19 protein-coding genes and 1 tRNA gene are annotated in these 22,905 nt (G+C 72.6%); 8 read left to right on the top strand and 12 right to left on the bottom strand.

Annotation, left to right across the window (positions count from 1 at the left end; translation table 11 throughout):
• Nucleotides 1-1,007 precede the first annotated feature (1,007 nt).
• Together ACFYOU_RS07620 and ACFYOU_RS07615 are read left to right on the top strand one after the other, a co-directional pair.
• Nucleotides 1,008-2,060, top strand: a complete 1,053-nt coding sequence (locus ACFYOU_RS07620) for a substrate-binding domain-containing protein (RefSeq protein ID WP_391304081.1) — start codon at nucleotides 1,008-1,010, stop codon at nucleotides 2,058-2,060.
• Between the two features lie 130 nt (nucleotides 2,061-2,190).
• Complete coding sequence (locus ACFYOU_RS07615; protein WP_391304080.1) at nucleotides 2,191-2,970, top strand: NUDIX domain-containing protein; 780 nt, start codon at nucleotides 2,191-2,193, stop codon at nucleotides 2,968-2,970.
• Nucleotides 2,971-3,107: 137 nt separating this feature from the next.
• Here ACFYOU_RS07615 and ACFYOU_RS07610 read toward each other — a convergent pair whose 3' ends face one another.
• Nucleotides 3,108-3,554, bottom strand: coding sequence for a hypothetical protein (locus ACFYOU_RS07610; RefSeq protein WP_391304079.1), 447 nt, complete (start codon nucleotides 3,552-3,554; stop codon nucleotides 3,108-3,110).
• A gap of 168 nt (nucleotides 3,555-3,722) precedes the next feature.
• Between ACFYOU_RS07610 and ACFYOU_RS07605 the strand changes: the two genes are divergently transcribed.
• Entirely contained in the window at nucleotides 3,723-4,274 is a 552-nt protein-coding gene (locus tag ACFYOU_RS07605) for a DUF6879 family protein (protein WP_391304078.1), read from the top strand.
• A gap of 10 nt (nucleotides 4,275-4,284) precedes the next feature.
• A complete protein-coding gene (locus tag ACFYOU_RS07600; RefSeq protein WP_391304077.1) occupies nucleotides 4,285-5,136 on the top strand; it encodes a Scr1 family TA system antitoxin-like transcriptional regulator in 852 nt (283 codons plus the stop codon).
• A 94-nt stretch (nucleotides 5,137-5,230) separates the two neighbouring features.
• On the opposite strand, the gene ACFYOU_RS07595 is transcribed toward ACFYOU_RS07600, so the two are convergent.
• The 3 genes from ACFYOU_RS07595 to ACFYOU_RS07585 all read right to left on the bottom strand — a co-directional run bounded on the left by ACFYOU_RS07595 (nucleotide 5,231) and on the right by ACFYOU_RS07585 (nucleotide 7,232).
• Nucleotides 5,231-5,303 (bottom strand) — tRNA-His (locus ACFYOU_RS07595).
• Between the two features lie 83 nt (nucleotides 5,304-5,386).
• Entirely contained in the window at nucleotides 5,387-5,998 is a 612-nt protein-coding gene (gene orn, locus ACFYOU_RS07590; RefSeq protein WP_385487131.1) for an oligoribonuclease, read from the bottom strand.
• A 10-nt stretch (nucleotides 5,999-6,008) separates the two neighbouring features.
• Nucleotides 6,009-7,232 carry a helix-turn-helix domain-containing protein gene (locus tag ACFYOU_RS07585; protein WP_389762511.1) on the bottom strand — a complete coding sequence of 408 codons (1,224 nt, stop codon included), beginning with the start codon at nucleotides 7,230-7,232 and terminating at the stop codon, nucleotides 6,009-6,011.
• Nucleotides 7,233-8,535: 1,303 nt separating this feature from the next.
• On the opposite strand from ACFYOU_RS07585, the gene ACFYOU_RS07580 reads away from it, so the two are divergent.
• Together ACFYOU_RS07580 and ACFYOU_RS07575 are read left to right on the top strand one after the other, a co-directional pair.
• Nucleotides 8,536-9,060, top strand: coding sequence for a universal stress protein (locus ACFYOU_RS07580; RefSeq protein WP_385487135.1), 525 nt, complete (start codon nucleotides 8,536-8,538; stop codon nucleotides 9,058-9,060).
• A gap of 305 nt (nucleotides 9,061-9,365) precedes the next feature.
• On the top strand, nucleotides 9,366-9,935 hold the full coding sequence (locus tag ACFYOU_RS07575; RefSeq protein ID WP_389762514.1) for a GPR1/FUN34/YaaH family transporter: 570 nt from the start codon (nucleotides 9,366-9,368) through the stop codon (nucleotides 9,933-9,935).
• A gap of 92 nt (nucleotides 9,936-10,027) precedes the next feature.
• On the opposite strand, the gene glmS is transcribed toward ACFYOU_RS07575, so the two are convergent.
• From glmS to ACFYOU_RS07560, 3 genes are all read right to left on the bottom strand, one after another.
• Complete coding sequence (gene glmS / locus ACFYOU_RS07570; RefSeq protein ID WP_391304076.1) at nucleotides 10,028-11,845, bottom strand: glutamine--fructose-6-phosphate transaminase (isomerizing); 1,818 nt, start codon at nucleotides 11,843-11,845, stop codon at nucleotides 10,028-10,030.
• A 48-nt stretch (nucleotides 11,846-11,893) separates the two neighbouring features.
• Complete coding sequence (locus ACFYOU_RS07565) at nucleotides 11,894-12,151, bottom strand: hypothetical protein (RefSeq protein WP_385487141.1); 258 nt, start codon at nucleotides 12,149-12,151, stop codon at nucleotides 11,894-11,896.
• A gap of 190 nt (nucleotides 12,152-12,341) precedes the next feature.
• Complete coding sequence (locus tag ACFYOU_RS07560; RefSeq protein WP_391304075.1) at nucleotides 12,342-13,250, bottom strand: DUF4429 domain-containing protein; 909 nt, start codon at nucleotides 13,248-13,250, stop codon at nucleotides 12,342-12,344.
• Nucleotides 13,251-13,398: 148 nt separating this feature from the next.
• Between ACFYOU_RS07560 and ACFYOU_RS07555 the strand changes: the two genes are divergently transcribed.
• Complete coding sequence (locus tag ACFYOU_RS07555; RefSeq protein ID WP_391304074.1) at nucleotides 13,399-15,027, top strand: family 20 glycosylhydrolase; 1,629 nt, start codon at nucleotides 13,399-13,401, stop codon at nucleotides 15,025-15,027.
• Between the two features lie 23 nt (nucleotides 15,028-15,050).
• On the opposite strand, the gene ACFYOU_RS07550 is transcribed toward ACFYOU_RS07555, so the two are convergent.
• From ACFYOU_RS07550 to ACFYOU_RS07530, 5 genes are all read right to left on the bottom strand, one after another.
• Nucleotides 15,051-15,914: a siderophore-interacting protein gene (locus tag ACFYOU_RS07550; RefSeq protein ID WP_391304073.1), complete on the bottom strand. Its 864-nt coding sequence runs from the start codon at nucleotides 15,912-15,914 to the stop codon at nucleotides 15,051-15,053.
• A gap of 95 nt (nucleotides 15,915-16,009) precedes the next feature.
• Nucleotides 16,010-17,176 (bottom strand): acyl-CoA dehydrogenase family protein, encoded by a 1,167-nt coding sequence (locus tag ACFYOU_RS07545; protein ID WP_389762522.1) that lies wholly within the window; start codon nucleotides 17,174-17,176, stop codon nucleotides 16,010-16,012.
• Nucleotides 17,173-18,195, bottom strand: coding sequence for a hydroxymethylglutaryl-CoA lyase (locus ACFYOU_RS07540; protein ID WP_391304224.1), 1,023 nt, complete (start codon nucleotides 18,193-18,195; stop codon nucleotides 17,173-17,175). The genes ACFYOU_RS07545 and ACFYOU_RS07540 overlap by 4 nt, the downstream gene beginning before the upstream one ends.
• Nucleotides 18,196-18,212: 17 nt before the next feature.
• Nucleotides 18,213-20,249, bottom strand: a complete 2,037-nt coding sequence (locus ACFYOU_RS07535) for a biotin carboxylase N-terminal domain-containing protein (protein ID WP_391304072.1) — start codon at nucleotides 20,247-20,249, stop codon at nucleotides 18,213-18,215.
• A gap of 7 nt (nucleotides 20,250-20,256) precedes the next feature.
• Entirely contained in the window at nucleotides 20,257-21,879 is a 1,623-nt protein-coding gene (locus ACFYOU_RS07530; RefSeq protein WP_391304071.1) for a carboxyl transferase domain-containing protein, read from the bottom strand.
• A gap of 98 nt (nucleotides 21,880-21,977) precedes the next feature.
• On the opposite strand from ACFYOU_RS07530, the gene ACFYOU_RS07525 reads away from it, so the two are divergent.
• Nucleotides 21,978-22,571, top strand: coding sequence for a TetR/AcrR family transcriptional regulator (locus ACFYOU_RS07525; RefSeq protein WP_389762528.1), 594 nt, complete (start codon nucleotides 21,978-21,980; stop codon nucleotides 22,569-22,571).
• Nucleotides 22,572-22,905: the final 334 nt, after the last annotated feature.

The following is a 22,905-nucleotide window of genomic DNA, read 5'->3' as shown; positions in this document are numbered from 1 at the left end:
CGGACCGGACCCCCACGTCCGACCTGCCGTCGGGTACTGGGCCCCGCTCTCCACGGGACGCGATCTCCACGGTCAACGGACAGCACTTCACCGTGAGTTCCGCCTCCCGGCACGGGGAGCCGGGCCCGGGCCGGACCGTCTCCGCCGGGTTCGCCGCCAACGGCGGCCAGGACCCGGCGGACCGGCAGCCCACCCACGCCCGCGGTTCCTTCGACGACGGCGCCACCCCACAGCCGTCCCGACGGGCCACGGGCAGCACCACACCCACTGCGAGCGGGTCCCCCAGCCCCTCGCGGCCCCCCACACCCGGTCCCGCTCCCCACACGCGGGACCCGCACGGTGATCGCCTCGTTCGCGGACTCCTCCCCCCACCCCGCGCACGACCTCCCGGACCGGGCCATCCGCACCGGCCGGGAGGAGCCCGGCTCCGCCCGCACCAAGGCGGTCGCCGTTCGATCCACCGCCAGGGTCCAGGTTCCTGACCGGAACGCCCCCCACTGGATTCCCCCCACCTGGTCCCCCAGACCGGGCCGGCCCGGGCCCCCTTCCTCCACGCCCGGCCGGCCCGACCCCCCCCCACACACACACACAAGAAGTCCCCCAAGGAAATCCCCCAGAATTCCCCTGGAAAGTCCCCCACAGAAGAGAAGGAACCCCCACGCCCCCCACGGCACCACCCCCACCCTGCGCCCCGGCCGACGCTTCCCCCACGCGGCCGGGGCGCACCGGGCTCAGTCGCCGAGCCCGGGTCCGGACCCGGCCCCGGACCCGGGCCCGGTCAACTTCCCGTCCGGCCCGCGTCCGCTGGCAGTCCGACCGGTGCGCGGCCGTACGGGGGCCGGCCGGAAGGCTGCTAGATTCCTGGCCTCTTCCGGAGCGGCACCCGCCGAACGGCGGTGCGGTGGTGCGGACGTCCGGTCGCGGTGCGGCACTGCTGCGGACCGCCGACGTCCGGGATGCGACCGAGCCGGGTCAGGCTGCGGAGCTACTACGGGAGGCTGCCGGTGATGACGGTTCACGGAGCACGCGGACGGGGCAGCGGACGACCCACGCTGGAGGAGGTCGCCGCCCGCGCGGGCGTGGGCCGGGGCACGGTGTCCCGGGTGATCAACGGCTCGCCACGGGTCAGCGACACCACGCGGGCCACCGTCCAGTCGGCCATCGCCGAACTGGGCTACGTCCCCAACACGGCGGCCCGGGCGCTCGCCGCGAACCGCACGGACGCGGTCGCCCTGGTCGTTCCCGAGCCCGAGACCCGGTTCTTCGCCGAACCGTACTTCTCCGACATCCTGCGCGGCATCGGTGCCGAACTGGCGGATACGGAACTCCAGTTGCTGATGGTGTTCGCCGGCAGCGACCGTGAGCGGCGGCGCCTCGCGCAGTATCTGGCGGCGCACCGGGTGGACGGGGTGCTGCTGGTCTCCGTCCACGTCGACGACACGCTGCCCGATCTGCTCGCGCAGCTCTACATCCCCACGGTGATCAGCGGGCGTCGGTCCGGGCGGGAACTCCTGCCGGCGGTCGACGCGGACAACTACGCGGGGGCGCGGGCCGCCGTCACCCACCTCGTCGCCCGGGGGCGCCGCACGGTCGCCACGATCACCGGCCGTCCCGATGTGTACGGGGCCCGGCGCCGGGTGGACGGTTACCGTGACGCCCTGCGGGAGGCGGGCCGCCGGGTGGAGGAGGAACTGGTGGCCCCCGGCGACTTCACCGAGCGGGGCGGGCAGCGGGCGATGGCCGAACTGCTGGACCGCCGGCCCGACGTGGACGCGGTGTTCGCCGCGTCCGACGTGATGGCGGCCGGCGCCCGCCAGGCCCTGCGTGCCCGGGGACGCCGGATCCCCGACGACGTGGCCCTCGTCGGCTTCGACGACTCCGCGATCGCCCGCCACATGGACCCCCCGCTGACGAGCGTCCGGCAGCCCATCGAGGACATGGGCCGCACCATGACCGGGGTGCTGCTGGAGGAGATCGCCAAGGACCCCCGCGCCCGTCGTCGCGACCCGGGGCGCCAGGTGGTCCTGCCCACGGAGCTCGTGGCACGGGCCTCGTCCTGACCCGGTGGCAGAGGCCCGTCGGCGAGGCGGTCGGCGAGGCCCCTCAGCGGGGCCCAATGGGGTCGGTCGATGGGGTGCGGTCGGGTGGCGTCGCAGGTGGCGGCCGTCGACCGGACCCTACGATGGGCCGATGACCGACACCCTCCCCGCAACGGGCGCCGAACTCCTGGACGTTCACCGCCTCCACCTCACCGAGGTCGAGGCGCCGAAACCCTCCCCCGAGGACGAGGCGGCCCGGGACCGGATCTGGGACGAGGCGGTACGGGCCAATCCGCACCTCTTCGACGGGCCCGTGACGGGCTGCGCGGCGCTGGAACGGCGGGGAGGCCCGCAGGACGGCGACCTCACCGTCTCCTGGGCCCGGCTGACCTTCCGGCACCGTGCCCTGCGCCGCGTGCCCGGCAACACCGACTGGCTGCCCTCGCTGTTCGTGAGCGTCATCCAGCCGGTGGACGACGGGAGCCTGCTGGTGGGCCGGATGGCGTCCTGGACGGCTTCCCCGGGGCGGTGGTTGCTGCCGGGCGGCGGCGTGGAGCCGCCGGCGCCGGGGGCGGTGCTGGACCAGGCGGCGCTGGCCCGGGAGGCGGCCCGGGAACTGGTCGAGGAGGTCGGGGTGGAGCTGGAGCCCCCGCAGCCGCGGTTGTGGGGGCTCACCCGGGGCGGCAACGGCAGCCTGGGCGTGGTCCACCTCGCCCCGCCCCGGTCGGCCGGGGAACTGCGCGCCCGCTTCGAGGCACTGGCGTCCGCCGAGCGGGCCGAGGGGCGCGAACCCGAGCTGGACCGGATCGCCTTCGTGCGCTCGCTCGCCGAGCTGACCGAGGTGGCCGGGGAACTGGGCGGCCGGCCCGTCGACTACCTGACACCGGTCCTCCGCCGCCACCAGGAGGAGAGCGCGGCCCGCAACGCCTGAACGCGACCGTGCGGGAGACGGACCGACGGCGATGACGGGACACCGTGCACCCCACGGCGGAGGGTGGAGCGCCGGCGGCGAGCGTCGAACGGCCGGCCCGCCAGGGATCCTCCGGTCGCAGCGGGCACGGCCCACCGTCACGTGCGCACCCCCACCGCGATCGTCTCCGACCCTCCGCATGAGGCCAGCGCCCGCAGGATGACCGCGAGGCGCCGCTCACCCAGATGTTCCAGCGGCCACAGGGGCACTTGCCGTGGGAACGCGATCGCCACGACGAAGTCGAGGAACGCCCGCTCGCTCGTGTCGAGGACCAGGGCCTTGCGGTACTGGTCCTCGAACCGGGTCCACTCGCAGTACACCCGCATCCCCGTGTCGACCAGGAGCAGGGCATGGACATCCGCTCGGGCCAGGACGGCGTCCTCCTGGACGAGCGCGGTGACCGCGGCCCGCATCGAGTGGTCCACCTCCGCGGCCCACTCCACCAGCCGGTCGGTCAGCAGCTGGGGCGGAGTCGTCTCCGGCTCGGGCTCGAAGGCGACGACGGCCGAGAAGGGGTCGATGTCGGTCGACTGCGGGTTGGTCATGACGGGACCGTACGGAGGCCGCGGCCTGCACTGCCATGCGTGGTCTCGAATGTTCTCGCAGCCTGGCTGGTTGTTCCCTCGTGGTCTCACGAGGTGGGGGGCACCCTGTAGTACCAGGTGCCCGGTGTGACGATGCTGAAGGCGACCCACTAGCAACGGAGGGGAGCCATGGCGCGACAGCTCAGGTTCAACGGCACCGACAGCAGGAACGGCGCATGCCCTGCCGTACACGAGGACGTCGACAGTGACGAGATCATCGTCCAAGGCCGTCCGCTCACGGACCCGGCCGACCTGGCCCAACTGCAACACTTCGGACCCGGCGATGCCGCGGTGGCCGTCCCCCGCGAACTGCTGGTCAACCACGGCACCGGCACCGCGCCCATGGACATCGACAGCGACTGGTGCCGAAACATCACCAGCCAGACGTCCGCCGGAAAGTACGTGGGCCGGGTCCGTGTCATCGACCAACCACCGACCGAGGACGCCAGGTGCGTTTGGCGCCAGGACGCCGAGCGGGCACACCTGCCCGCCGAGGACTTCTGGCTGTTCGACTCCCGCCTCGTGGCGATCCTCCGCTTCGATGACGAAGACGCCTTCCACGACGTGGAGGTCATCACAGAACCCGCCGAGGTGCTCCGCTACTGCCAGGTCCGGGACAGGGCCACGCGCGCGTCCGTCCCCTACGACCAGTTCGCAGCCCGCCTCGCCCTGAAGGGCTGAACCGGCGCCGGTGAGCACCGACTACCAGCAGGCGCGAGAGGCCCTCGGCACACGCCTGCGCGAGCTGCGCCTGTCCGCCCCTGGTGGTCGTCTCACCGGGCCCCGGCTGGCGCAGCGGCTCGGCTGGCCGCACTCGAAGATCTACAAGCTGGAGGGCGGTCGACAGACCGCCACCCCGGATGATCTACGCGACTGGGCCGATGCCACCGGGCACCCGAACCTGACCGGCGAATTGCTGGCCCGTCTCAAAGGCTTCGAGTCCCACATCCGGTCCTGGCGCCGCCAACTCGGCGCCGGGCACCGCCCGGTCCAGGACACCTGGAACGGTGCCGTCGATCAGGCCCGACTCATCCACGTCTGGGAAGAGTCCGTCATTCCGGGCATGCTCCAGACCGCGGACTACGCGCGGGCCGTGTTCCTGCGGTACGCCGACCTCCACGGGACCACCCGGGACACCGACGCCGCCATGCGCTCCCGAATGGAGCGACAGACGTGGCTGTACCAGGGGGGTCGTCTGCTGCGCGCGCTCGTGTGGGAAGCAGCCCTGCGCGCTCTGCTGTGCCCGCCACAGGTGCTCGTCGCACAGCTCGACCGGCTCGCCGGGACGATCGGCATGGACACCGTGGAACTCGGTGTCGTCCCGTTGGGTGCGTCGCTGCGCGTCCCGGCCGCCAACGGGTTCTGGATCCTCGACGAGCGGCTGGTCGCCACTGAGGACTGGCACGCGGAACTCTGGCTCGACGACGCCGCGAACATCGCCCTGTACCTCCGCACCTGGAAGACGCTGGAGGAGTCCGCGGTGTACGGAGTCGACGCGCAGAACGTGATCCACGGGGCGCGGCGGGCGCTGACCGCACGCTGACCCGGCCGGCCTGCTGCTGTTCCCGCGGTGTTCCCAGAACCTCGAAACGGATCAAGGGCCGACCCGCCGTGCAGGTCGACCCTTGATCATTGAGGGTGAGTGACGGGACTTGAACCCGCGACATCCTGGACCACAACCAGGTGCTCTACCAGCTGAGCTACACCCACCACGAGCGGCGGTTCACCTTGCGGTTTACCGACCGGCCGAGAAAAAGTGTACAGGGTCCTGGAGGGTGCTCGCGCACGTGTTTCTACGGGGTCGGGGAGGCGGGCACCACGTGACGCGCGGCGATCGTCCGAGCGGTTTCCGAGTCGGGTCCGGGCTGGGGGACGAAGATCGCCTCCCGGTAGTAGCGCAGCTCGGCGATCGACTCGCGGATGTCCGCGAGCGCCCGGTGGTTGCCGCTCTTGTCGGGGCTGTTGAAGTACGCCCTCGGATACCAGCGTCGGGCCAGCTCCTTGACGGAGGAGACGTCCACGATCCGGTAGTGGAGGTAGGACTCCAGCTCGGGCATGTCCCGGGAGAGGAAACCGCGGTCGGTGCCGACCGAGTTTCCGCACAGCGGGGCCTTGCCCGGTTCCTTCACGTGCTCGCGCAGGTACGCGAGGACCCGTTCCTGGGCGTCGGGCAGCGTGGTGCCGCCCGCCAGCTCGGCGAGGAGACCCGAGGCGGTGTGCATCTGCCGCACCACCTCGGGCATGGTCTCCAGCGCCTCGTCCGGCGGGCGGATCACGATGTCCACTCCGTCGCCGAGGACGTTCAGCTCGGAATCGGTGACCAGTGCGGCCACCTCGATGAGCGCGTCGTTCGCCAGCGAGAGTCCCGTCATCTCGCAGTCGATCCACACCATGCGATCGTTCATGGGTCTTACCCTAAGGCGCGCTCCGCTGACCGGGCAGGCTCGGGCGTCCCATCAGACCTGATGCGTACATGTCCGAGCTGTGCGCGTGCCGCCCCGGGTCGGCGGACACGTGTCCGTGCTGGCTCAGCGCACCGGCCGTGGCGGGCCGGCGCGCCTGGGCCGGGACGGGTGAGTCCGGCCCGGTCAGCGCACCCGCGTCGAGCAGCTTCTCGCCCTGCGGACGGCGCGCCCGGTAGGCCGCGCGGTACGCGGCCGGCGAGGAGCCCAGCTGACGCCGGAAGTGCCCGCGCAGCGCGACGGGGGAGCGGAAGCCGCAACGGCCCGCCACCTCGTCGACCGAGTAGTCGGAGGTCTCCAGGAGCCGCTGCGCCTGGAGGACCCGCTGGGTGATCAACCACTGGAGGGGTGCGCTTCCCGTGAGCGAACGGAACCGTCGGTCGAAGGTCCGGCGACTCATGTAGGCGCGGGCCGCCAGGGTCTCCACGTCGAACTGCTCGTGCAGGTGCTCCAGGGCCCAGGCGACGACCTCCGCGAGGGGGTCGGCGCCGATCTCTTCTGGTAAAGACCTGTCGAGGTAGCGCTCCTGGCCGCCGCTGCGCCGGGGCGGCACGACCAGCCTGCGGGCCAGCGCGCCCGCCGCCTCGTTGCCGTGGTCGGTCCGCACGATGTGCAGGCACAGGTCGATGCCCGCGGCCGTGCCCGCGCTGGTGAGGACGTCGCCGTCGTCGACGAACAGCTCCCGGGGGTCCACATGGACCGACGGGTACCGTTTGGCGAGGGTCGGTGCGTACATCCAGTGGGTGGTGGCCGGGCGTCCGTCGAGGAGGCCGGCCGCGGCGAGCACGAACGCGCCCGTGCACAGGCCGACGATCCGGGCGCCCTCCTCGTGGGCGCGGCGCAGTGCGTCGAGCGCCTCCTCGGGGGGCGGCGCGGTGATCGACCGCCAGGCGGGGACGACCACCGTCCCGGCGCGGGCGATCGCCTCCAGGCCGTGGGGCGCGGTGAGTTCGAGTCCGCCGGTGGTGCGCAGCGGTCCTTCTTCGCCGGCGCTCACCAGGAGGCGGTACCGGGGCACGCCGGCGTCCTGGCGGTCGATGCCGAACACCGAGAGCGGGATCGAACTCTCGAAGATGGGGCCGCCGCTGAACAGCAGTACCGCGACGATTTCCCTGCGGCGGCGCCCGGATAGTTTCCGGACAACGGTGTCGCTCGCGGTCGTGGAGTCGTGGCTCATGTGGCTAAGCCCCCCTCAGTGGTCGCGGCGTCCCTAACGTGTCGGGCCTGTCGCTCCAGCACAATTCCCCTCGGTCCTGCACGAGTCCCCCGCCATAAGACAGTCATGATCGAATCTACTGTGTCCCGTGGTGCCCGCGTGACCACTTCCGCACCCCGGTGCATTGTCGACATGGCAACTTGGCGTAAAGCATTCGATCACGAAGCGTGGCACTCCGGGAGCGCTCAGGGAAGTGCGCATTCGGCGCATGGCCGGTCCGCGTAGGGTGCGAAACCGGCCGCCGCTCCTTTCTTTCCAGGTGGGAGCGGGGGTGGGAGGGGTCTGGACCAAAGAAAGCGACCCCTGGCCAAGTTGGCTGAAATCTTGCGTAGGTGTACGCCGGAATCGGTCAGCTGCCCGGCGGGTGCCCGATGTCGACACGTTCATGCGGCATACGCCCCCGCTCGGCCCCGTCGGAGGGCGGCGTCGCCCCGGTGGTGCGTCGTGCGGTGCCGCTCCGTCGCCCGGTCGGGGTGCCCCCGTCGTTTCGGTTGCTCCTGCGAGGTTCGTGGGGGTGGTGAGGGGGGTGGGAGGGGGTGGGCGCGTCGAAGGGGTCGCCCCCTGTGCCGTCCCGGTCATGGTGGTCCCGCCGGGTGGTGGGGGAGGGGTGGTGGGGGTGTTTGCACAGCCATGGGCAAGGGTTCGCAAAGACCAACGTCCGCACCCGCCCCGGGGTCACCGTGCGGACCGCCCGTCGGGCGCGGTGGTGGGTGCGGTGCGGTGGTGGGGAGCGGGCGTTCCCGTGGATGCGGGGTGGCGGTGGGGGTGGGTGTGAGGGAGGGCGGAGATGGTGGCCTTGGGCGTCTATACGGCGTATAGCGCGCATAACGGTCAAGTGGAGGTCGTCTGATATTGAACCAACTGCTGTCCGAGACCGCACCCCCTCCGGACCGGAAGCGGCTGTACCCGCCAGTCACCATTGCCAGCGGGCCGGCCGCTCGTGCATGCTCCGGGGTGCGTCGCCGAGGCGTGCCGTGGGGTGCGCACGGTGTCGAGTGCGCGTTCTTCGGGGCGGGCACGGCTCGCTGGGCAGGAGGGGAGTGTCGCCGTACCCTTGGGGGTAGGGGGTTGGGAAGATGATTCCCGGACACGGCTCCGGGTATCGGACCTTCACCACCGTTCCTTCCGTCCGACCAGCCCGCCCGGATCGACCAGCCGGCCCTCCCGGCACACTTGACCCTCCTTGACAGCCGCATCCCCGAGAAGACAGCGAACACAGCAAGCAGCCGCCCCTCCTCAGAGGATCTTCTTCGCCGAGACACCCATGGCCGGTCACGAATCCTTCGAACCCGCGGACCGCAAGCGTCAGGTCGTCGATCCGACGGCCGACCCGCTGGCGGCGGAAGAGTCACGTCACCCCTGCGATCCCGCCTTCAAGCACGGAGTCGTCGTCGGCTTCGACGGGTCCACCTCCAGCGAACGCGCCCTCGCCTACGCCATCGGCATGGCCCACCGCTCGGGCTCCGGCCTGATCATCGTGCACGTGGCCAACCGGCTGCCCACCACGGTCTGGGCCGGGTGCGAACCCCCCGTCTTCGTGGACGTGCCCGACCACCGCACGGAGGTCCTGGGCCTCGAACTCGCCTGTGCGGACTACCTGGCGGAGGTGCCCTGGATCCTGGTGGAGCGCGGTGGCGACATCTGTCACGAACTGGAGGAGGTCGGCCGGGAGTACGAGGCCGACGCCATCGTCGTGGGCTCCACGCACGGCATCGTCGGTCGGATCTTCGGCTCCGTCGCCGGACGGCTGGCCCGTCGCGCACAGCGCCCGGTCGTCGTCATCCCGTAGCCCGTAGCCCGTAGCCCGTAGCCCTTCGGGGGTCACTTCCGCCCCGTTCGTGACATCCGTACCGCAGGGCAACTCCAGGAACTCCGGGCGCTCGGTGCGCGCAGGGAACGTCAACTACCCGTGGCCCCAGACGAGATGCGGTACTTCCCCGTTTCGCGCGCCCGGCGCGCGCGGGCGCCGAAGGTCGACAAATCTACTCGCGCGTAGGGGTGGATCGTGACCGAGCGGCGGGTACATAGCGCTCGCGGGTCGCAACCCAGCGGCCCCACACCAAGCAGCACGACTGCATGCGAAGGGAGCCCGCCGTGAACAGCCAAGTCTCTGCGGGAAGCAGCACCTCCACCCTCGGCCATCTCGCGCTCGGCCTCACGCTGTTGGCCTTCGGCGTCGGGCACACCGGAGTCATCGACGGCGTCACGGCGGCCGACGCCGTCACCCTCGCCACCTATGTCGGCGGGGTCACGCTGTTCCTCGCCGGCCTGTTGGCCCTGCGCGACCACGACACCTTCACCGGGACGGCGTTCGCCGCGTTCGGCGCCCTCTGGTTCACCTGGGGGATCGGCGCCGACGGGCTGGTGTCGCACAACGCGGCCGGCCTGTTCCTGCTGTTGTTCGCGCTGGTCGCGGTGAGCCTGACCGCCGGTGCGCCGAGTGACCCGCTCCTGGACCGGGGTACCTACGGGCTGACGGCCGTCGCCCTCCTGTTGCTCGCCGTGGGGCAGTTCGCCGAATCGGGCTCCCTCGCCGAGATCGGGGGCTGGTTCGCCGCCGTGGCCGGCCTCGTCGCCTGGTACGCGGCCACCGCCGCCCTCGCGCACTGGCCGACCGCCCTCCCGCGACGCGCTGCCGGCCGGGGGGTGACGGCCACCGGCTGAGGCAGCGGCAGCCGGGGAGGTGGGCACCCCCGGCACCCGAGTGGTCCCCGTACGTCGAAGGGCAGCCGTACGGGGGCCACTGGCGCGTACGGCTACTCCACCGTCACGGACTTCGCGAGGTTGCGGGGCTTGTCGATGTCCCGGCCGAGGGCCAACGCCGTGTGGTAAGCGAGCAGTTGCAGGGGGATGCCCAGGAGGATCGGGTCCAGCTCGTCCTCGTTCTTGGGCACCACGATCGTCCGGTCGGCCTTCTCCTGCTCCTGGTGGGCCACCGCGAGGATGCGACCGCTGCGGGCCTTGATCTCCTCCAGGGCCGCCCGGTTCTTCTCCAACAGGTCGTCGTCGGGGACGATCGCGACCGTCGGGAGCGCCGGTTCGATCAGCGCCAGCGGGCCGTGCTTCAGCTCGGAGGCGGGATACGCCTCGGCGTGGATGTAGGAGACCTCCTTGAGCTTCAGGGACGCCTCGCGGGCCACCGGGTAGCCGCGCACCCGGCCGATGAACATCATCGAGCGGGCCTCGGCGAAGTCCTTCGCCAGCCGCTTGATGTCGTCCTCCTGCTTGAGGATCTCCGAGATCTGGCCGGGCAGCCGCCGCAGCCCCTCGATCATCCGCTTGCCGTCCGCCACCGACAGGTCCCGGGTGCGGCCCAGGTGCAGGGCGAGCAGCGCGAACGCGACGGTGGTGTTGGTGAAGCACTTGGTGGACACCACGCACACCTCGGGGCCCGCGTGCACGTACACCCCGCCGTCGGCCTCCCGGGCGATCGCCGAACCGACCACGTTGACCACGCCGAGCACCCGGGCGCCCTTGCGCTTCAGCTCCTGGACGGCGGCCAGCACGTCGTACGTCTCACCGGACTGGGAGACCGCGATGTAGAGGGTGTCCGGGTCCACCACCGGGTTGCGGTAGCGGAACTCCGAGGCGGGCTCGGCGTCGGCGGGGATGCGGGCCAGCTCCTCGATCATCTGGGCGCCGATCATGCCCGCGTGGTACGAGGTGCCGCAGCCAAGGATCTTCACCCGGCGCACCGCACGGGCCTCGCGGGCGTCGAGGTTCAGCCCGCCGAGGTGCACGGTGGAGAACCGGTCGTCGATCCGGCCGCGCAGCACCCGGTCCACGGCGTCGACCTGCTCGTGGATCTCCTTGTGCATGTACGTGTCGTGGCCGCCCATGTCGTACGACTCGGCCTCCCACTCCACGGTGGTCGGGGAGGCCGTGGTGCGGGTGCCCTCGGTGGTGTAGGTGCGGAAGTCGTCGGCCTTCAGGGTCGCCATCTCGCCGTCGTCGAGGGTGACGATCTGACGGGTGTGGGTGACCAGTGCGGCCACGTCGGAGGCGACGAACATCTCCTTCTCGCCGATCCCGAGGACGACCGGGGAGCCGTTGCGGGCGACCACGATCCGGTCGGCGAAGTCGGCGTGCAGCACGGCGACGCCGTAGGTGCCCTCGATCAGGCGCAGGGCCGTGCGGACCTTCTCCTCCAGCGTGGGGGCGTCGCTGCGGGCGATGAGGTGGGTGAGGACCTCGGTGTCGGTCTCGGAGAGGAACTCCACGCCCTCGGCGGTGAGCTTGGCGCGCAGGTCGGAGGCGTTGTCGATGATGCCGTTGTGGACGATGGCGACCTTGCCGGAGGCGTCCAGGTGCGGGTGGGCGTTCTCGTCGGAGGGGGCGCCGTGGGTGGCCCAGCGGGTGTGGGCGATGCCGGTGGTGCCGTTGAAGCGCTTGGGGACGCGGGCCTCCAGGTCCCGGACCCGCCCCTTGGCCTTGATCATCTTGAGGCCGCTGGCCTTCGGGCCGGTGATCACCACACCGGCCGAGTCGTAGCCCCGGTACTCCAGTCGCTGCAACCCTTCCAGGAGCAGCGGGGCCACATCACGCCTGCCGATGTATCCGACGATTCCGCACATAGAACGCTTTCCCCTATATTCCTGTCGCTCCGGTGGCCGGGGCCACCGCTAGCCGTAGACGATGCGGCGCAGCTGCCTCAGTGAGAGGGTCGGCGGCGCGACCGCGCGGTAGTTCAGGTCCGCCTCGATCCGTTCGAAGATCTCCGCGTTCACCAGGCCCTGACCCTGGAGTTCGCGGTGGCGGCGACGGACGTACGCCTCCGTCGTCTCGTCGAAGTACGCGAGGACGTCCTGGATCACCCGCAGGGCCTCGCCGCGGCTCAGCGGCGTACTGCGCGTCAGATGATCAACCAGGTCGTCGTGCACCCGATGATCCTGGGTGACCCGGGGGAGTTTCGCAAGAATCCTGCCCGCTTTCGGGCAGGGGAGGGTCCGATTGCCGCTCAGGACCACCCGATCGCTCCGTGCGCACGCCTCCCGGTCAGGGACGCGGGGGCATGCGCAGCCGACCACGCCGATCACACGGACACCGCCGGACCACCCCGGCTGCGCCGGGTCACATCCGGCGGAGCACCGCCTGCTTGGCCGAGGTGAACTCCTCCTCCGTCAGCACCCCCACCTGCCGCAGCTCACCCAGCTCCCGCAGCCGCCGCAGCAGCGCGTCGTGATCGTCCTCGGTCGGCCCCTGCGCGGGCGGCGGCTCGGCCTTCGCGAGCGCCGGGGCCGCGGCGTCCCGGGGCGCGTTCCCCCGGGTCGCGGAGTCCCCCGGGTGCGGCAGCCGGGCCTGCACCGCCGCGGCGATCAGCGCCATCAGCGGGTCCTTGCGGAAACCCCACAGGACCACCGCGTGCGGGTCGTACTTCGGCGGGGCCTTGGTCGCCGGGACGTTCTTCAGCATGAACCGGATGAAACCGTTCTCCAGCCCGGCGGACGGCTGCCACTCCACCGCCTGGATGGTGTCGACGGGCATCGACCGGGTCCCCGCCGCGGCCTTCGCCTCCTCCGTCTTCCAGTTCCACTCCAGCCGCACGTGCTCCCCGTCGAAGCTCGCGGTGCCGTCGCCCGCCTGCACCGACAGGGGGACCGCCGGGCCCGCCAACAGGTACGCGTCCGTCGGCCCGGACGGCACCTCGTCCAACAGCAGCGCGTTGCGGACCTCGTCCACGAAGTACTCGGCCACCCCGCCGCGGTCCGTGTCCACACCCAGCTGGTACGGGTCTCCCCCGTCCGTGAGGTGACCGCCCGCGGCCTGCAACAGCGGGTCGGCGCCCTCCCGCAGCCGCAGTCTCAACCGCCCCGACTTGCGGCCCGGTTCGAACGAGACGCCCGCCACCGCCGCCAGCGGGACGGTCAGTTCACCCAGGGTCCGGCGCAACAGGCTCACGCCCTTGTCCCGGCCCGGTACGAGCCGCAGCGTGCCCCCGTCGAAGGTCCATGTTCCGTCGCGCTGGATGATTTCCGCCATACGGGGATTCTCCCATCCGCCCCCGAGGAGGGATGGTGGTTCCCGTCGGCCGGGTCACGCGTGCGGGCGGGTCCGGTCGACACCCGCACCCTCACCACACCCTGCCCGGCCACGACGCTCGACCCGGACCATCCCGAAGGGACCGCTGGTGAACCCCCGTCACACACGCTCGTCACTGCTCGTCGGCTCGTTGCTCCTCATCGCCGCCACGGGCGTCTCCTGCTTCGCCGACTCCGGCGACGGAGGCGGCGCCGCGTCCGCACCCGCCGTCCCCGCGCTCGGCCGGGTCATCCCGGCACCCGCCTCGGTCACCCCGCACGAGGTCCCCTACCGGATCACCTCCGCCACCCCCATCAGGGTGCCGGGCGGCTCCCGCAAGGCCCGCGAGGTCGCCGACTACCTCGCCGACGTGCTGCGCCCCTCCACCGGCTACGCCCTGCCCGTCACCGCGGACACCGGCGCCGACGGCATCCGCCTGCTGCTCGCCGACGAGGCGGACCTCGGTACGGAGGGCTACCGGCTGGAGAGCGGGGAGCGGGCGGTGACGATCACCGCGCGCCGGCCCGCCGGGCTGTTCCACGGCGTCCAGACGCTGCGCCAACTGCTGCCGCCCGCCGTCGAGGCGCGCACCGCGCGGCCCGGCCCCTGGACCGTGCCGGGCGGCACCGTCCGGGACGCCCCGCGCTACGCCTACCGGGGCGCCATGCTCGACGTGGCCCGGCACTTCTTCACCGTCGACGAGGTGAAGCGGTACATCGACCAACTCGCGTTGTACAAGGTGAACACGCTGCACCTGCACCTTTCCGACGACCAGGGCTGGCGGCTCGCCGTGGACTCCTGGCCGGACCTGGCCGCCAAGGGCGGCGCCACCGAGGTCGGCGGCGGCAAGGGCGGCTACTACACCAAGGACCAGTACCGCGAACTGGTCCGGTACGCGGCCTCCCGGTACCTGGAGGTGATACCGGAGATCGACATGCCCGGTCACACCAACGCCGTGCTCACCGCGTACCCCAAGCTGAACTGCGACGGCGAGGCCCGCGAACCGTACACGGGCACCAAGGTCGGCTTCAGCTCGCTGTGCGTGCCGGAGGAGATCACGTACGACTTCGTGGACGACGTGATCCGCGAGCTGGCCGAGTTGACGCCCGGCGAGGTCATCCACATCGGCGGCGACGAGGCCGACGCGACGCCCGCCGACGAGTACGCGACCTTCATGGACCGGGCGCAGGAGGTCGTCAACCGCTACGGCAAGCGGGTCATGGGCTGGCACCAACTCGCCGGCGCCCGACCCGTGGACGGGGCGGTCATCCAGTACTGGGGCTACGACGAGACCGGCGACGCCGAACGCGAGGAGGTGGTGCGCGCCGCGCGGGAGGGCGCCGAGGTGGTGCTCTCGCCGGCCGACCGGGCGTACCTGGACATGCAGTACCCGGAGGTCACCGACATCCCCTACCTCGGTCTGGAGTGGGCGGGCAAGGTGGACGTGCGGCGGTCCTACGACTGGGACCCGGGCGCGTACCTCGACGGGCTGCCCGCGGACGCGGTGCTCGGGATCGAGGCGCCGCTGTGGACGGAGACCCTGTCGACCTCGACGGAGTTGGAGGTCATGGCCTTCCCCCGGCTGCCCGGGCTGGCCGAGCTGGGCTGGTCACCGCGGTCCACCCACGACTGGGACGCCTACCGGCAGCGGCTCGCCGCGCAGGCGCCCCGCTGGGACGTGCTGGGCATCCGTTACCACCGCTCGCCGCAAGTCTCCTGGCCCGCGTCGGCAGAGTGACCCCCCGGGGGCGTCGGGGCGGGTCACTCCGCTCCGGCGCCCTCCGCCCGCATCCGGTCCTCGGACAGCCCGCGCCGCCAGTACCCGGTGAAGGTCACCGACCGGCGGTCCAGACCCCGTTCCCCGACGAGGTGCCGGCGCAGTTCCTTCACCGCGCCGGCCTCCCCGGCGATCCACGCGTACGGGGCGCGGGCCCCGGGCCAGACGGCCGAGCGGATCGCGGTCAGTCCGTCGGGGGCGCCCTCGGCCGCCACCAGCCAGGTGATCTCCGCATCGGTGGCGAGCGCCTGCCGGTCGTCCGGGTGGCGCACCTCCAGCCAGGCGCGGGCCCGCACCCCCGGCGGCAGGGACTCCAGGATCGCCCCCGCGGCGGGCAGCGCCGTCTCGTCCGCCCAGAGGACGACCAGGTCGGTGCCGTGCGGCGGGCGGAACTTCACGGCCCGGTTGTCCTCGACCGTGGGCCCGTAGAGCAGCACCCGGTCGCCCGGCACCGCCCGCGCGGCCCACCGGGCGGCGGGTCCAGCGGTGGAGGGGCCCTGTGCGTCCGCGCCGGCGCCGTGCAGGGCGAGGTCGATGTCGATCTCCGTGCCGCCGTCCGGGGTGCGGCGCTGGGCCCGCACCGTGTACGTGCGCATCACCGCCCGCTCGGTCTCGGGCAGCGCGCGCCAGGCGTGCCACCAGTCCTCGCCGGCCTCCACCGGGACCAGCGGGTCCCGTGCGCCCGGCTGCGGCAGGAACAGCGAGACGCTCTGGTCCCGGCCGCCCGACGCGATGTCCGTCAGCTCGGGGCCACCGAACGTGACCCGGACCAGGGACGGGCCGAGCGGGGTCACCCGGGTGACCTCCATGCGGAAGAAACGGAACGCTACGGCCACGGCGGTGGGCACGTGCTCAACTCCGATCGGTGCTGCGCGGGGGCGGGTTAGCCCACCCTAACCCGCCGCCGGGGAGGGCGTCCGGGCGCGATCCGGAGCCCGTCCGCTCAGCCCGCCAGCCCCAGTTCACGGGCGATCAGCATGCGCTGCACCTCACTGGTGCCCTCGCCGATCTCCAGGATCTTGGAGTCCCGCCACATCCGGGCCACCGGGTACTCGTTCATGAACCCGTACCCGCCGTGGACCTGGGTGGCCTCCCGCGCGTTGTCGACGGCGACCGTCGACGCGTACAGCTTCGCCAAGGCGGCCTCCTTCTTGAACGGCTCCCCGGCGACCAGTCGGCTCGCCGCGTCCCGCCAGGTCAACCGGGCGGTGTGCGCCTTCACCTCCATGTCGGCGATCTTGAACTGGATCGCCTGGTACGAGCCGATGTTCCGGCCGAAAGCGTGCCGTTCCTTCGCGTACTTCACCGACTCGTCCACGCACCCCTGGGCGAGCCCGGTGGCCAGCGCGGCGATCGCGATGCGGCCCTCGTCCAGCACGCGGAGGAACTGCGCGTACCCGCGGCCCTCCTCGCCCAGCAGGTTCGCGGCCGGCACCCGTACGTCCTGGAAGGACAGCTCCCGGGTGTCCGAGGCGTTCCAACCGACCTTGGAGTAGGGGGCGGCGACGGTGAAGCCCGGGGTGCCCGACGGCACCACGATCGAGGAGATCAGCGGGCGCCCGTCCGCCGTGCGCCCGGTGACCGCGGTGACGGTGACCAACCCGGTGATGTCCGTACCGGAGTTGGTGATGAAGCACTTGGTGCCGTTGATCACCCACTCGCCGGTGGAGGCGTCGCGCCGGGCCGTGGTGCGGGTGGCCCCCGCGTCGGAGCCGCCGTCCGGCTCGGTCAGCCCGAACGCGCCCAGCACCTCGCCCGAGCACAGCCGGGGCAGCCAGGTCCGCTTCTGCTCCTCGGTCCCGAACAGGTACAGCGGCATCGCGCCCAGCGACACCCCCGCCTCCAAAGTGATCGCCACCGAGGAGTCGACCCGGGCCAACTCCTCCAGCACGATCCCCAGCGCCAGGTAGTCGCCGCCCATCCCGCCGTACTCCTCCGGGAACGGCAGCCCGAACAGGCCCATGCGCCCCATCTCCCGCACGATCTCGTACGGGAACTCGTGCCGCTCGTAGTAGTCGCCGATCTTCGGAGCGACCACGTCGTGCGCGAACTCCTCGACGGTGCGCCGCAGTTCCTCGTGTTCCGGGGCGAGCCGGTGGTCGAGCGTCATGACTGCTGCTCCTTGGGGTCCGTGGGGCCCGTGGGGCTCTCAGGGTCAGTGCGGCCCGTGGGGTCCTCGGGGGGCGGGTCCGCGGGGCTCCCGGTCAGGGCGCGGACGGTTCGGGACGGGCTGGGGCGTCCCAGCCGGTCGGCCATCCACCTGCTCGTGGCGGTGAGACGGCCGAGGTCGACGCCGGTCTCGATGCCGAGGCCGGTCAGCATCCACACCAGGTCCTCGGTGGCGAGGTTGCCGGTGGCGGACTGCGCGAACGGGCAGCCGCCGAGTCCGCCCGCCGAGGCGTCGACGGTGGTGACCCCGTGCTGGAGGGCGGCGAGGGTGTTCGCGAGCGCCTGTCCGTAGGTGTCGTGGAAGTGCACCCCGATCCGGTCGGTGGGCACCCCCTCCTCGTTCAACTCGGCGAGCAGCGCCAGTACGTGGCCGGGGGTGGCGACACCGATGGTGTCGCCGAGGCTGAGCTCGTCGCAGCCCATCTCCAGCAGCGCCTTGCCCACCCGCACCACCCGGGCGACGGACACCGGGCCCTCCCACGGGTCGCCGAAGCACATCGACAGATAGCCGCGGACGTGGACCGGGCCGTGCGCACCGCTCTTGGCCCGGGCGACGACCGGGGCGAACATCGCCAGCGACTCGTCGACCGTGCGGTTCAGATTGGCCCGGGCGAAGGACTCGGTGACGCTGGCGAAGACGGCGAGCCGGCGGGCGCCGAGCGCCAGCGCCCGGTCCAACCCCCGTTCGTTGGGCACCAGCACGGGCAGGGCGACGCCCCGCCGGTCGTGCAGCTCGCGCACCAGCGGGTACAGCTCCGCGGCGTCGGCGAGCTGCGGCACCCACGTCGGGTGGACGAAGCTGGTGGCCTCGATGGTGGTGAGGCCCGCGTCGGCGAGGCGGTGCACGAACTCCGCCTTCACCGCGGTGGGCACGGTCACCTTCTCGTTCTGGAGGCCGTCGCGCGGGCCCACCTCGTGGATGCGGACCCGGGCGGGCAGGTCCTGCGCCGGGACCTCCATCGGCAGGCCGGCGGCGGTCACGGGCGCGCCTCCCCTTCGACCGCGGGGGCTTCGGCCGGCTCGACCACCGCCAGCACCTGGTCCATCGCCACGGTGACGCCGGGGCGCACGTCCAGTTCGGTGACCGTCCCGGCGTGCGGGGCCGCCACCACGTGCTCCATCTTCATCGCCTCGACCACCAGCAGGCTCTGCCCGGCCGTCACCTCGTCGCCGACGGCGACCTTCACCACGGTGACCGTGCCGGGCATCGGGGCGGTCAGCGAGTCGGCGCCCGGGTGCGCCCCGCCGGTCAGGGCGGCGGCGACCGGGTCGTGGTCGCGCACCTGCCAGGCGTCGCCGTCCCGGCCGAGCCAGTCCCCGGCCCGGTCGAAGGTGTGCCGGACCCCGTCGAGGGTGACGCCGACCCGGTCGGCGGTGACGCTCGCCGTGCCGTGCGGGCGGTGCGTGACGGGTTCGTGCCCCGGCACCCGCAACGGGAAGGCCGGGGTGACCGGTTCGCCGCCGAGCCGCCAGCCGGTCGGCGCGTCGAACGGGTCGCGCCAGCCGTCCGCGCGGGGCGGCGGCACCAGCTCAGCGAGCCGGACCGCGGCGGCCGCCTCGTACACCTCCGCCGGCACCTCGCGGGGCACCAGCGCGTCCGTCTCGCGTTCCACCAGGCCGGTGTCCAACGCGCCCGCGACCACCGCCGGGTGGGCCAGCAGCCGGCGCAGGAACCCGGCATTGGTGGGCACGCCCAGGGTGACCGTCCCGGCCAGCGCCGCCCGGAGCCGACGCAGGGCCGTCGCCCGGTCGGGGCCGTACGCGATGACCTTGGACAGCATCGGGTCGTAGCGGCTGCCGACCTCGGTGCCGCAGCTCAGCCCGGAGTCGGTGCGCACCCCGTCGCCCTGCGGCTCGCGCAGCGCGAGGACCGTCCCGCCGGAGGGCAGGAAGCCCCGCGCGCCCTCCTTCACGGACACCGTCTCGGCGCAGATCCGGGCCTCCACCGCGTGCCCGGTGAGGGTGACGTCCTGCTGGGCGAACGGCAGCGGCTCCCCGGCGGCGACCCGTAGCTGCCACTCCACCAGGTCGATGCCGCGCCGCCCGCCGACCGTGGCGACCAGTTCGGTCACCGGGTGTTCGACCTGGAGGCGGGTGTTCATCTCCATGAACGAGAACCGCGTGGGGTCGGCGCCCGGCACGATGAACTCGACGGTGCCCGCGCCCAGGTAGTCGCAGGAGCGGGCGGCCCGGACCGCGGCTTCGCCCATCGCGGCCCGCAGCGCCGGGTCGAGCAGCACGCTGGGTGCCTCCTCGATGAGCTTCTGGTGCCGGCGCTGGAGCGAACACTCGCGTTCCCCGAGGTGGACGACGTTGCCGTGGGCGTCGGCGAGCACCTGGATCTCGATGTGGCGGGGCCGGTCGATCCAGCGCTCCACCAGCAGCGTGTCGTCGCCGAAGGAGGCCAGCGCCTCCCGGCGGGCGGCGGCGATCTCCTCGGGCAGCGCGTCCTCGTCCCGGACCAGCCGCATGCCCTTGCCGCCGCCGCCCGCCGAAGGCTTCAGCAGCACCGGCATGCCGATCGTGCGGGCGGCGGCGATCAGCTCCGCGTCGCTCAGTGCGCTGCCCGTGGAGCCGGGCACCACCGGGACGCCCGCCGCCCGCACGGTGTCCTTGGCCCGGATCTTGTCGCCCATCAGCGCGATCGCCCCGGCGGACGGGCCGATGAACACCAAGCCGGCGTCCGCGCAGGCCCGGGCGAAGGAGGCGTTCTCCGCGAGGAACCCGTACCCCGGGTGCACGGCCCGGGCGCCGCTGCGGCGGGCCGCCCCGACGATCCGCTCGGCGGACAGATAACTCTCGGCGGCCGGGGCGGGGCCGATCCGTACGGCGGTGTCGGCCTCGTGCACGTGCCGGGCGTCCGCGTCGGCGTCGCTGAACACGGCGACCGAGCGGATGCCGAGGGCGCGCAGGGTGCGGATCACCCGGACGGCGATCTCACCCCGGTTGGCCACGAGCACCGTGTCGAACAGCCCCCCGCCGGTGAGGGTCTGCGGCTGGATCGTTTCGCTCATGTCGCCCTCACATCCGGAAGACGCCGAAGCCGTCGCCGCGGGCCGGCAGCGGGGCGTTGGCACAGGCGGTCAGGGCCAGACCCAGGACCTGGCGGGTCTCCAACGGGTCGATGATCCCGTCGTCCCAGAGGCGCGCCGTCGCGTAGTAGGCGCTGCCCTGGCTCTCGTACTGGGCGCGGACCGGGTCCTTGAACGCCTCCTCGTCCTCGGCCGACCACGGCTCGCCGCGGGCCGCCGACTGGTCGCGCTTGACGGTGGCGAGCACGGACGCGGCCTGCTCGCCGCCCATCACGGAGATCTTGGCGCCGGGCCACATCCACAGGAAGCGCGGGGAGTAGGCCCGCCCGCACATCGAGTAGTTGCCCGCCCCGTAGGAACCGCCGATGACGACCGTCAGCTTGGGCACCCGGGCGCAGGCCACCGCCGTCACCATCTTCGCCCCGTGCTTGGCGATGCCGCCGGCCTCGTAGGCGCGACCCACCATGAAGCCGGAGACGTTCTGGAGGAACAGCAGCGGGATGCCGCGCTGGTCGCACAGCTCGATGAAGTGGGCGCCCTTCTGCGCGGACTCGGAGAACAGGATGCCGTTGTTGGCGACGATCCCGACCGGGTGGCCGTGCACCCGGGCGAATCCGGTGACGAGGGTCTGCCCGAACTCGGCCTTGAACTCCGCGAACCGCGAACCGTCCACCACCCGCGCGATGACCTCCCGCACGTCGTACGGGGTGCGGGAATCGACCGGCACCACCCCGTACAGGCCGTACGGGTCGGCCTTGGGCTCCTCGACGGGGGCCACCGTCCAGGGCGGCGCACCGCGGGAGGGGAGCGTGGAGACGATGGTGCGGACGATCCGCAGGGCGTGCGCGTCGTCCTCGGCGAGGTGGTCGGTGACCCCCGAGACCCGGGAGTGCACCTCGCCGCCGCCCAGCTCCTCGGCCGTCACGACCTCGCCCGTCGCCGCCTTCACCAGCGGCGGGCCGCCGAGGAAGATCGTGCCCTGGCCGCGCACGATCACCGCCTCGTCGCTCATCGCCGGCACGTAGGCGCCGCCCGCTGTGCAGGAGCCGAGGACCGCCGCGATCTGCGGGATGCCGGCACCGGACATCCGGGCCTGGTGGTAGAAGATCCGCCCGAAGTGGTCCCGGTCCGGGAACACCTCGTCCTGCATCGGCAGGAACGCGCCGCCCGAGTCCACCAGGTACAGGCAGGGGAGCCGGTTCTCCAGCGCGACCTCCTGGGCGCGCAGGTGCTTCTTCACCGTCATCGGGTAGTAGGTGCCGCCCTTGACCGTGGCGTCGTTGGCGACCACCACGCACTCGCGGCCCGAGACCCGGCCGATCCCGGCGATCACCCCGGCCGCCGGGGCGTCCCCGCCGTACAGCTCCTCGGCCGCCAGCGGGGCCAGCTCCAGGAACGGGGAGCCCGGGTCCAGCAGGGTGTCCACCCGGTCCCGGGGGAGCAGCTTGCCGCGCGCGGTGTGCCGGGCGCGGGCCCGCTCCCCGCCGCCGAGGCGGGCCCGCGCCAGCCGGGAGCGCAGTTCCTCGCCGAGGGCCAGGTGCGCCGCCTCGTTGGTCCGGAACGCCTCCGCCGCGGGATCGGCCGCGGTCGCCAGCACCGGTGCCTCTTGCATCGTGTCGAGCCCCCTTGCCCGTACCGCCGAGTTAATGAGCGTTAACGTCCACGGCTTCAGGTTAACGACCGCTAACGTCCCTGTCTAGAATTGACCTCATGGTCACGAGAACCGACGCCTCCACCCGCCGCCAGCAGATCCTCAAGGAGGCGGCCCGCCTCTTCGCCGAGCGCGGGTTCCACGGCGTGGGCGTCGACGAGATAGGGGCCGCCGTCGGGATCAGCGGCCCCGGGCTCTACCGGCACTTCCCCGGCAAGGACGCGATGCTCGCGGAACTCCTCGTCGGCATCAGCGGACAGCTCCTCACCGGGGGCCGACGACGCGTCGAGGAGTGCCCGGGCGACCCGGCCGCCCTGCTGGACTCCCTCATCGAGGGGCACATCGACTTCGCCCTCGACGACCGGCCGCTGATCGTCCTGCACGACCGCGAGCTGGAACGACTGCGCGACAGCGACCGCAAGCTGGTGCGCCAGCTCCAACGGCAGTACGTGGAACTGTGGGTGGAGGCGGTACGGGCCCGGTACGCACCGCTGACCGAGGTCGAGGCGCGGACCGCCGTGCACGCCGTGTTCGGGCTGCTCAACTCCACGCCGCACCTCAGCCGCCCCGACGCCCCGCCCTCCCGGGCGGCCGCCGCCGCGCTGCTGCACCGCTTGGCGCGCGGCGCCTTCGACGCGGCTGCGCCGCAGTGACGGTCACCGGTGCCGGCTGTGACGGCCGCCGGTGCTGGGACGTGATGGCCACCGTCCGCGGGACGTGACGCCCATCGGTGACCCCGGGCTGTGAGGCCCACCGGCCCCGGGCTGTGAGGCCCACCGGCTCCGGGCTGTGAGGCCCACCGGTGCTGGGCTGTGACGGCCACCGGCCCTGGGCCGTGATGCCCACCGGTCCCGGGGAGTGGTGGCGTCGACCGGCCCCGGGGACGCGGGCCGTCGGGGCCGCCTGAGTACCCGTACTCAGACCGACTGCGTCGCTCCGCCCTGAGCGCGGCCGACCCGCCGCGCCCACGATGGAGCCCCCGCGTCG

This window comes from Streptomyces sp. NPDC005955 (genome assembly GCF_042871255.1).
In the GTDB taxonomy this organism is placed as follows: Bacteria; Actinomycetota; Actinomycetes; order Streptomycetales; family Streptomycetaceae; genus Streptomyces.
Note: the sequence above shows the minus strand (reverse complement) of the source record. Positions and strands in the feature narration are given on the sequence as shown.

Coding starts and splice junctions, on each gene's coding strand:
- ACFYOU_RS07620 (WP_391304081.1), top strand. CDS start 1,008: ATGACGGTTCACGGAGCACGCGGACGGGGCAGCGGACGACCCACGCTG.
- ACFYOU_RS07615 (WP_391304080.1), top strand. CDS start 2,191: ATGACCGACACCCTCCCCGCAACGGGCGCCGAACTCCTGGACGTTCAC.
- ACFYOU_RS07610 (WP_391304079.1), bottom strand. CDS start 3,554: ATGACCAACCCGCAGTCGACCGACATCGACCCCTTCTCGGCCGTCGTC.
- ACFYOU_RS07605 (WP_391304078.1), top strand. CDS start 3,723: ATGGCGCGACAGCTCAGGTTCAACGGCACCGACAGCAGGAACGGCGCA.
- orn (WP_385487131.1), bottom strand. CDS start 5,998: ATGAACGATCGCATGGTGTGGATCGACTGCGAGATGACGGGACTCTCG.
- ACFYOU_RS07585 (WP_389762511.1), bottom strand. CDS start 7,232: ATGAGCCACGACTCCACGACCGCGAGCGACACCGTTGTCCGGAAACTA.
- ACFYOU_RS07580 (WP_385487135.1), top strand. CDS start 8,536: ATGGCCGGTCACGAATCCTTCGAACCCGCGGACCGCAAGCGTCAGGTC.
- glmS (WP_391304076.1), bottom strand. CDS start 11,845: ATGTGCGGAATCGTCGGATACATCGGCAGGCGTGATGTGGCCCCGCTG.
- ACFYOU_RS07560 (WP_391304075.1), bottom strand. CDS start 13,250: ATGGCGGAAATCATCCAGCGCGACGGAACATGGACCTTCGACGGGGGC.
- ACFYOU_RS07545 (WP_389762522.1), bottom strand. CDS start 17,176: ATGACGCTCGACCACCGGCTCGCCCCGGAACACGAGGAACTGCGGCGC.
- ACFYOU_RS07540 (WP_391304224.1), bottom strand. CDS start 18,195: ATGGAGGTCCCGGCGCAGGACCTGCCCGCCCGGGTCCGCATCCACGAG.
- ACFYOU_RS07535 (WP_391304072.1), bottom strand. CDS start 20,249: ATGAGCGAAACGATCCAGCCGCAGACCCTCACCGGCGGGGGGCTGTTC.
- ACFYOU_RS07530 (WP_391304071.1), bottom strand. CDS start 21,879: ATGCAAGAGGCACCGGTGCTGGCGACCGCGGCCGATCCCGCGGCGGAG.
- ACFYOU_RS07525 (WP_389762528.1), top strand. CDS start 21,978: ATGGTCACGAGAACCGACGCCTCCACCCGCCGCCAGCAGATCCTCAAG.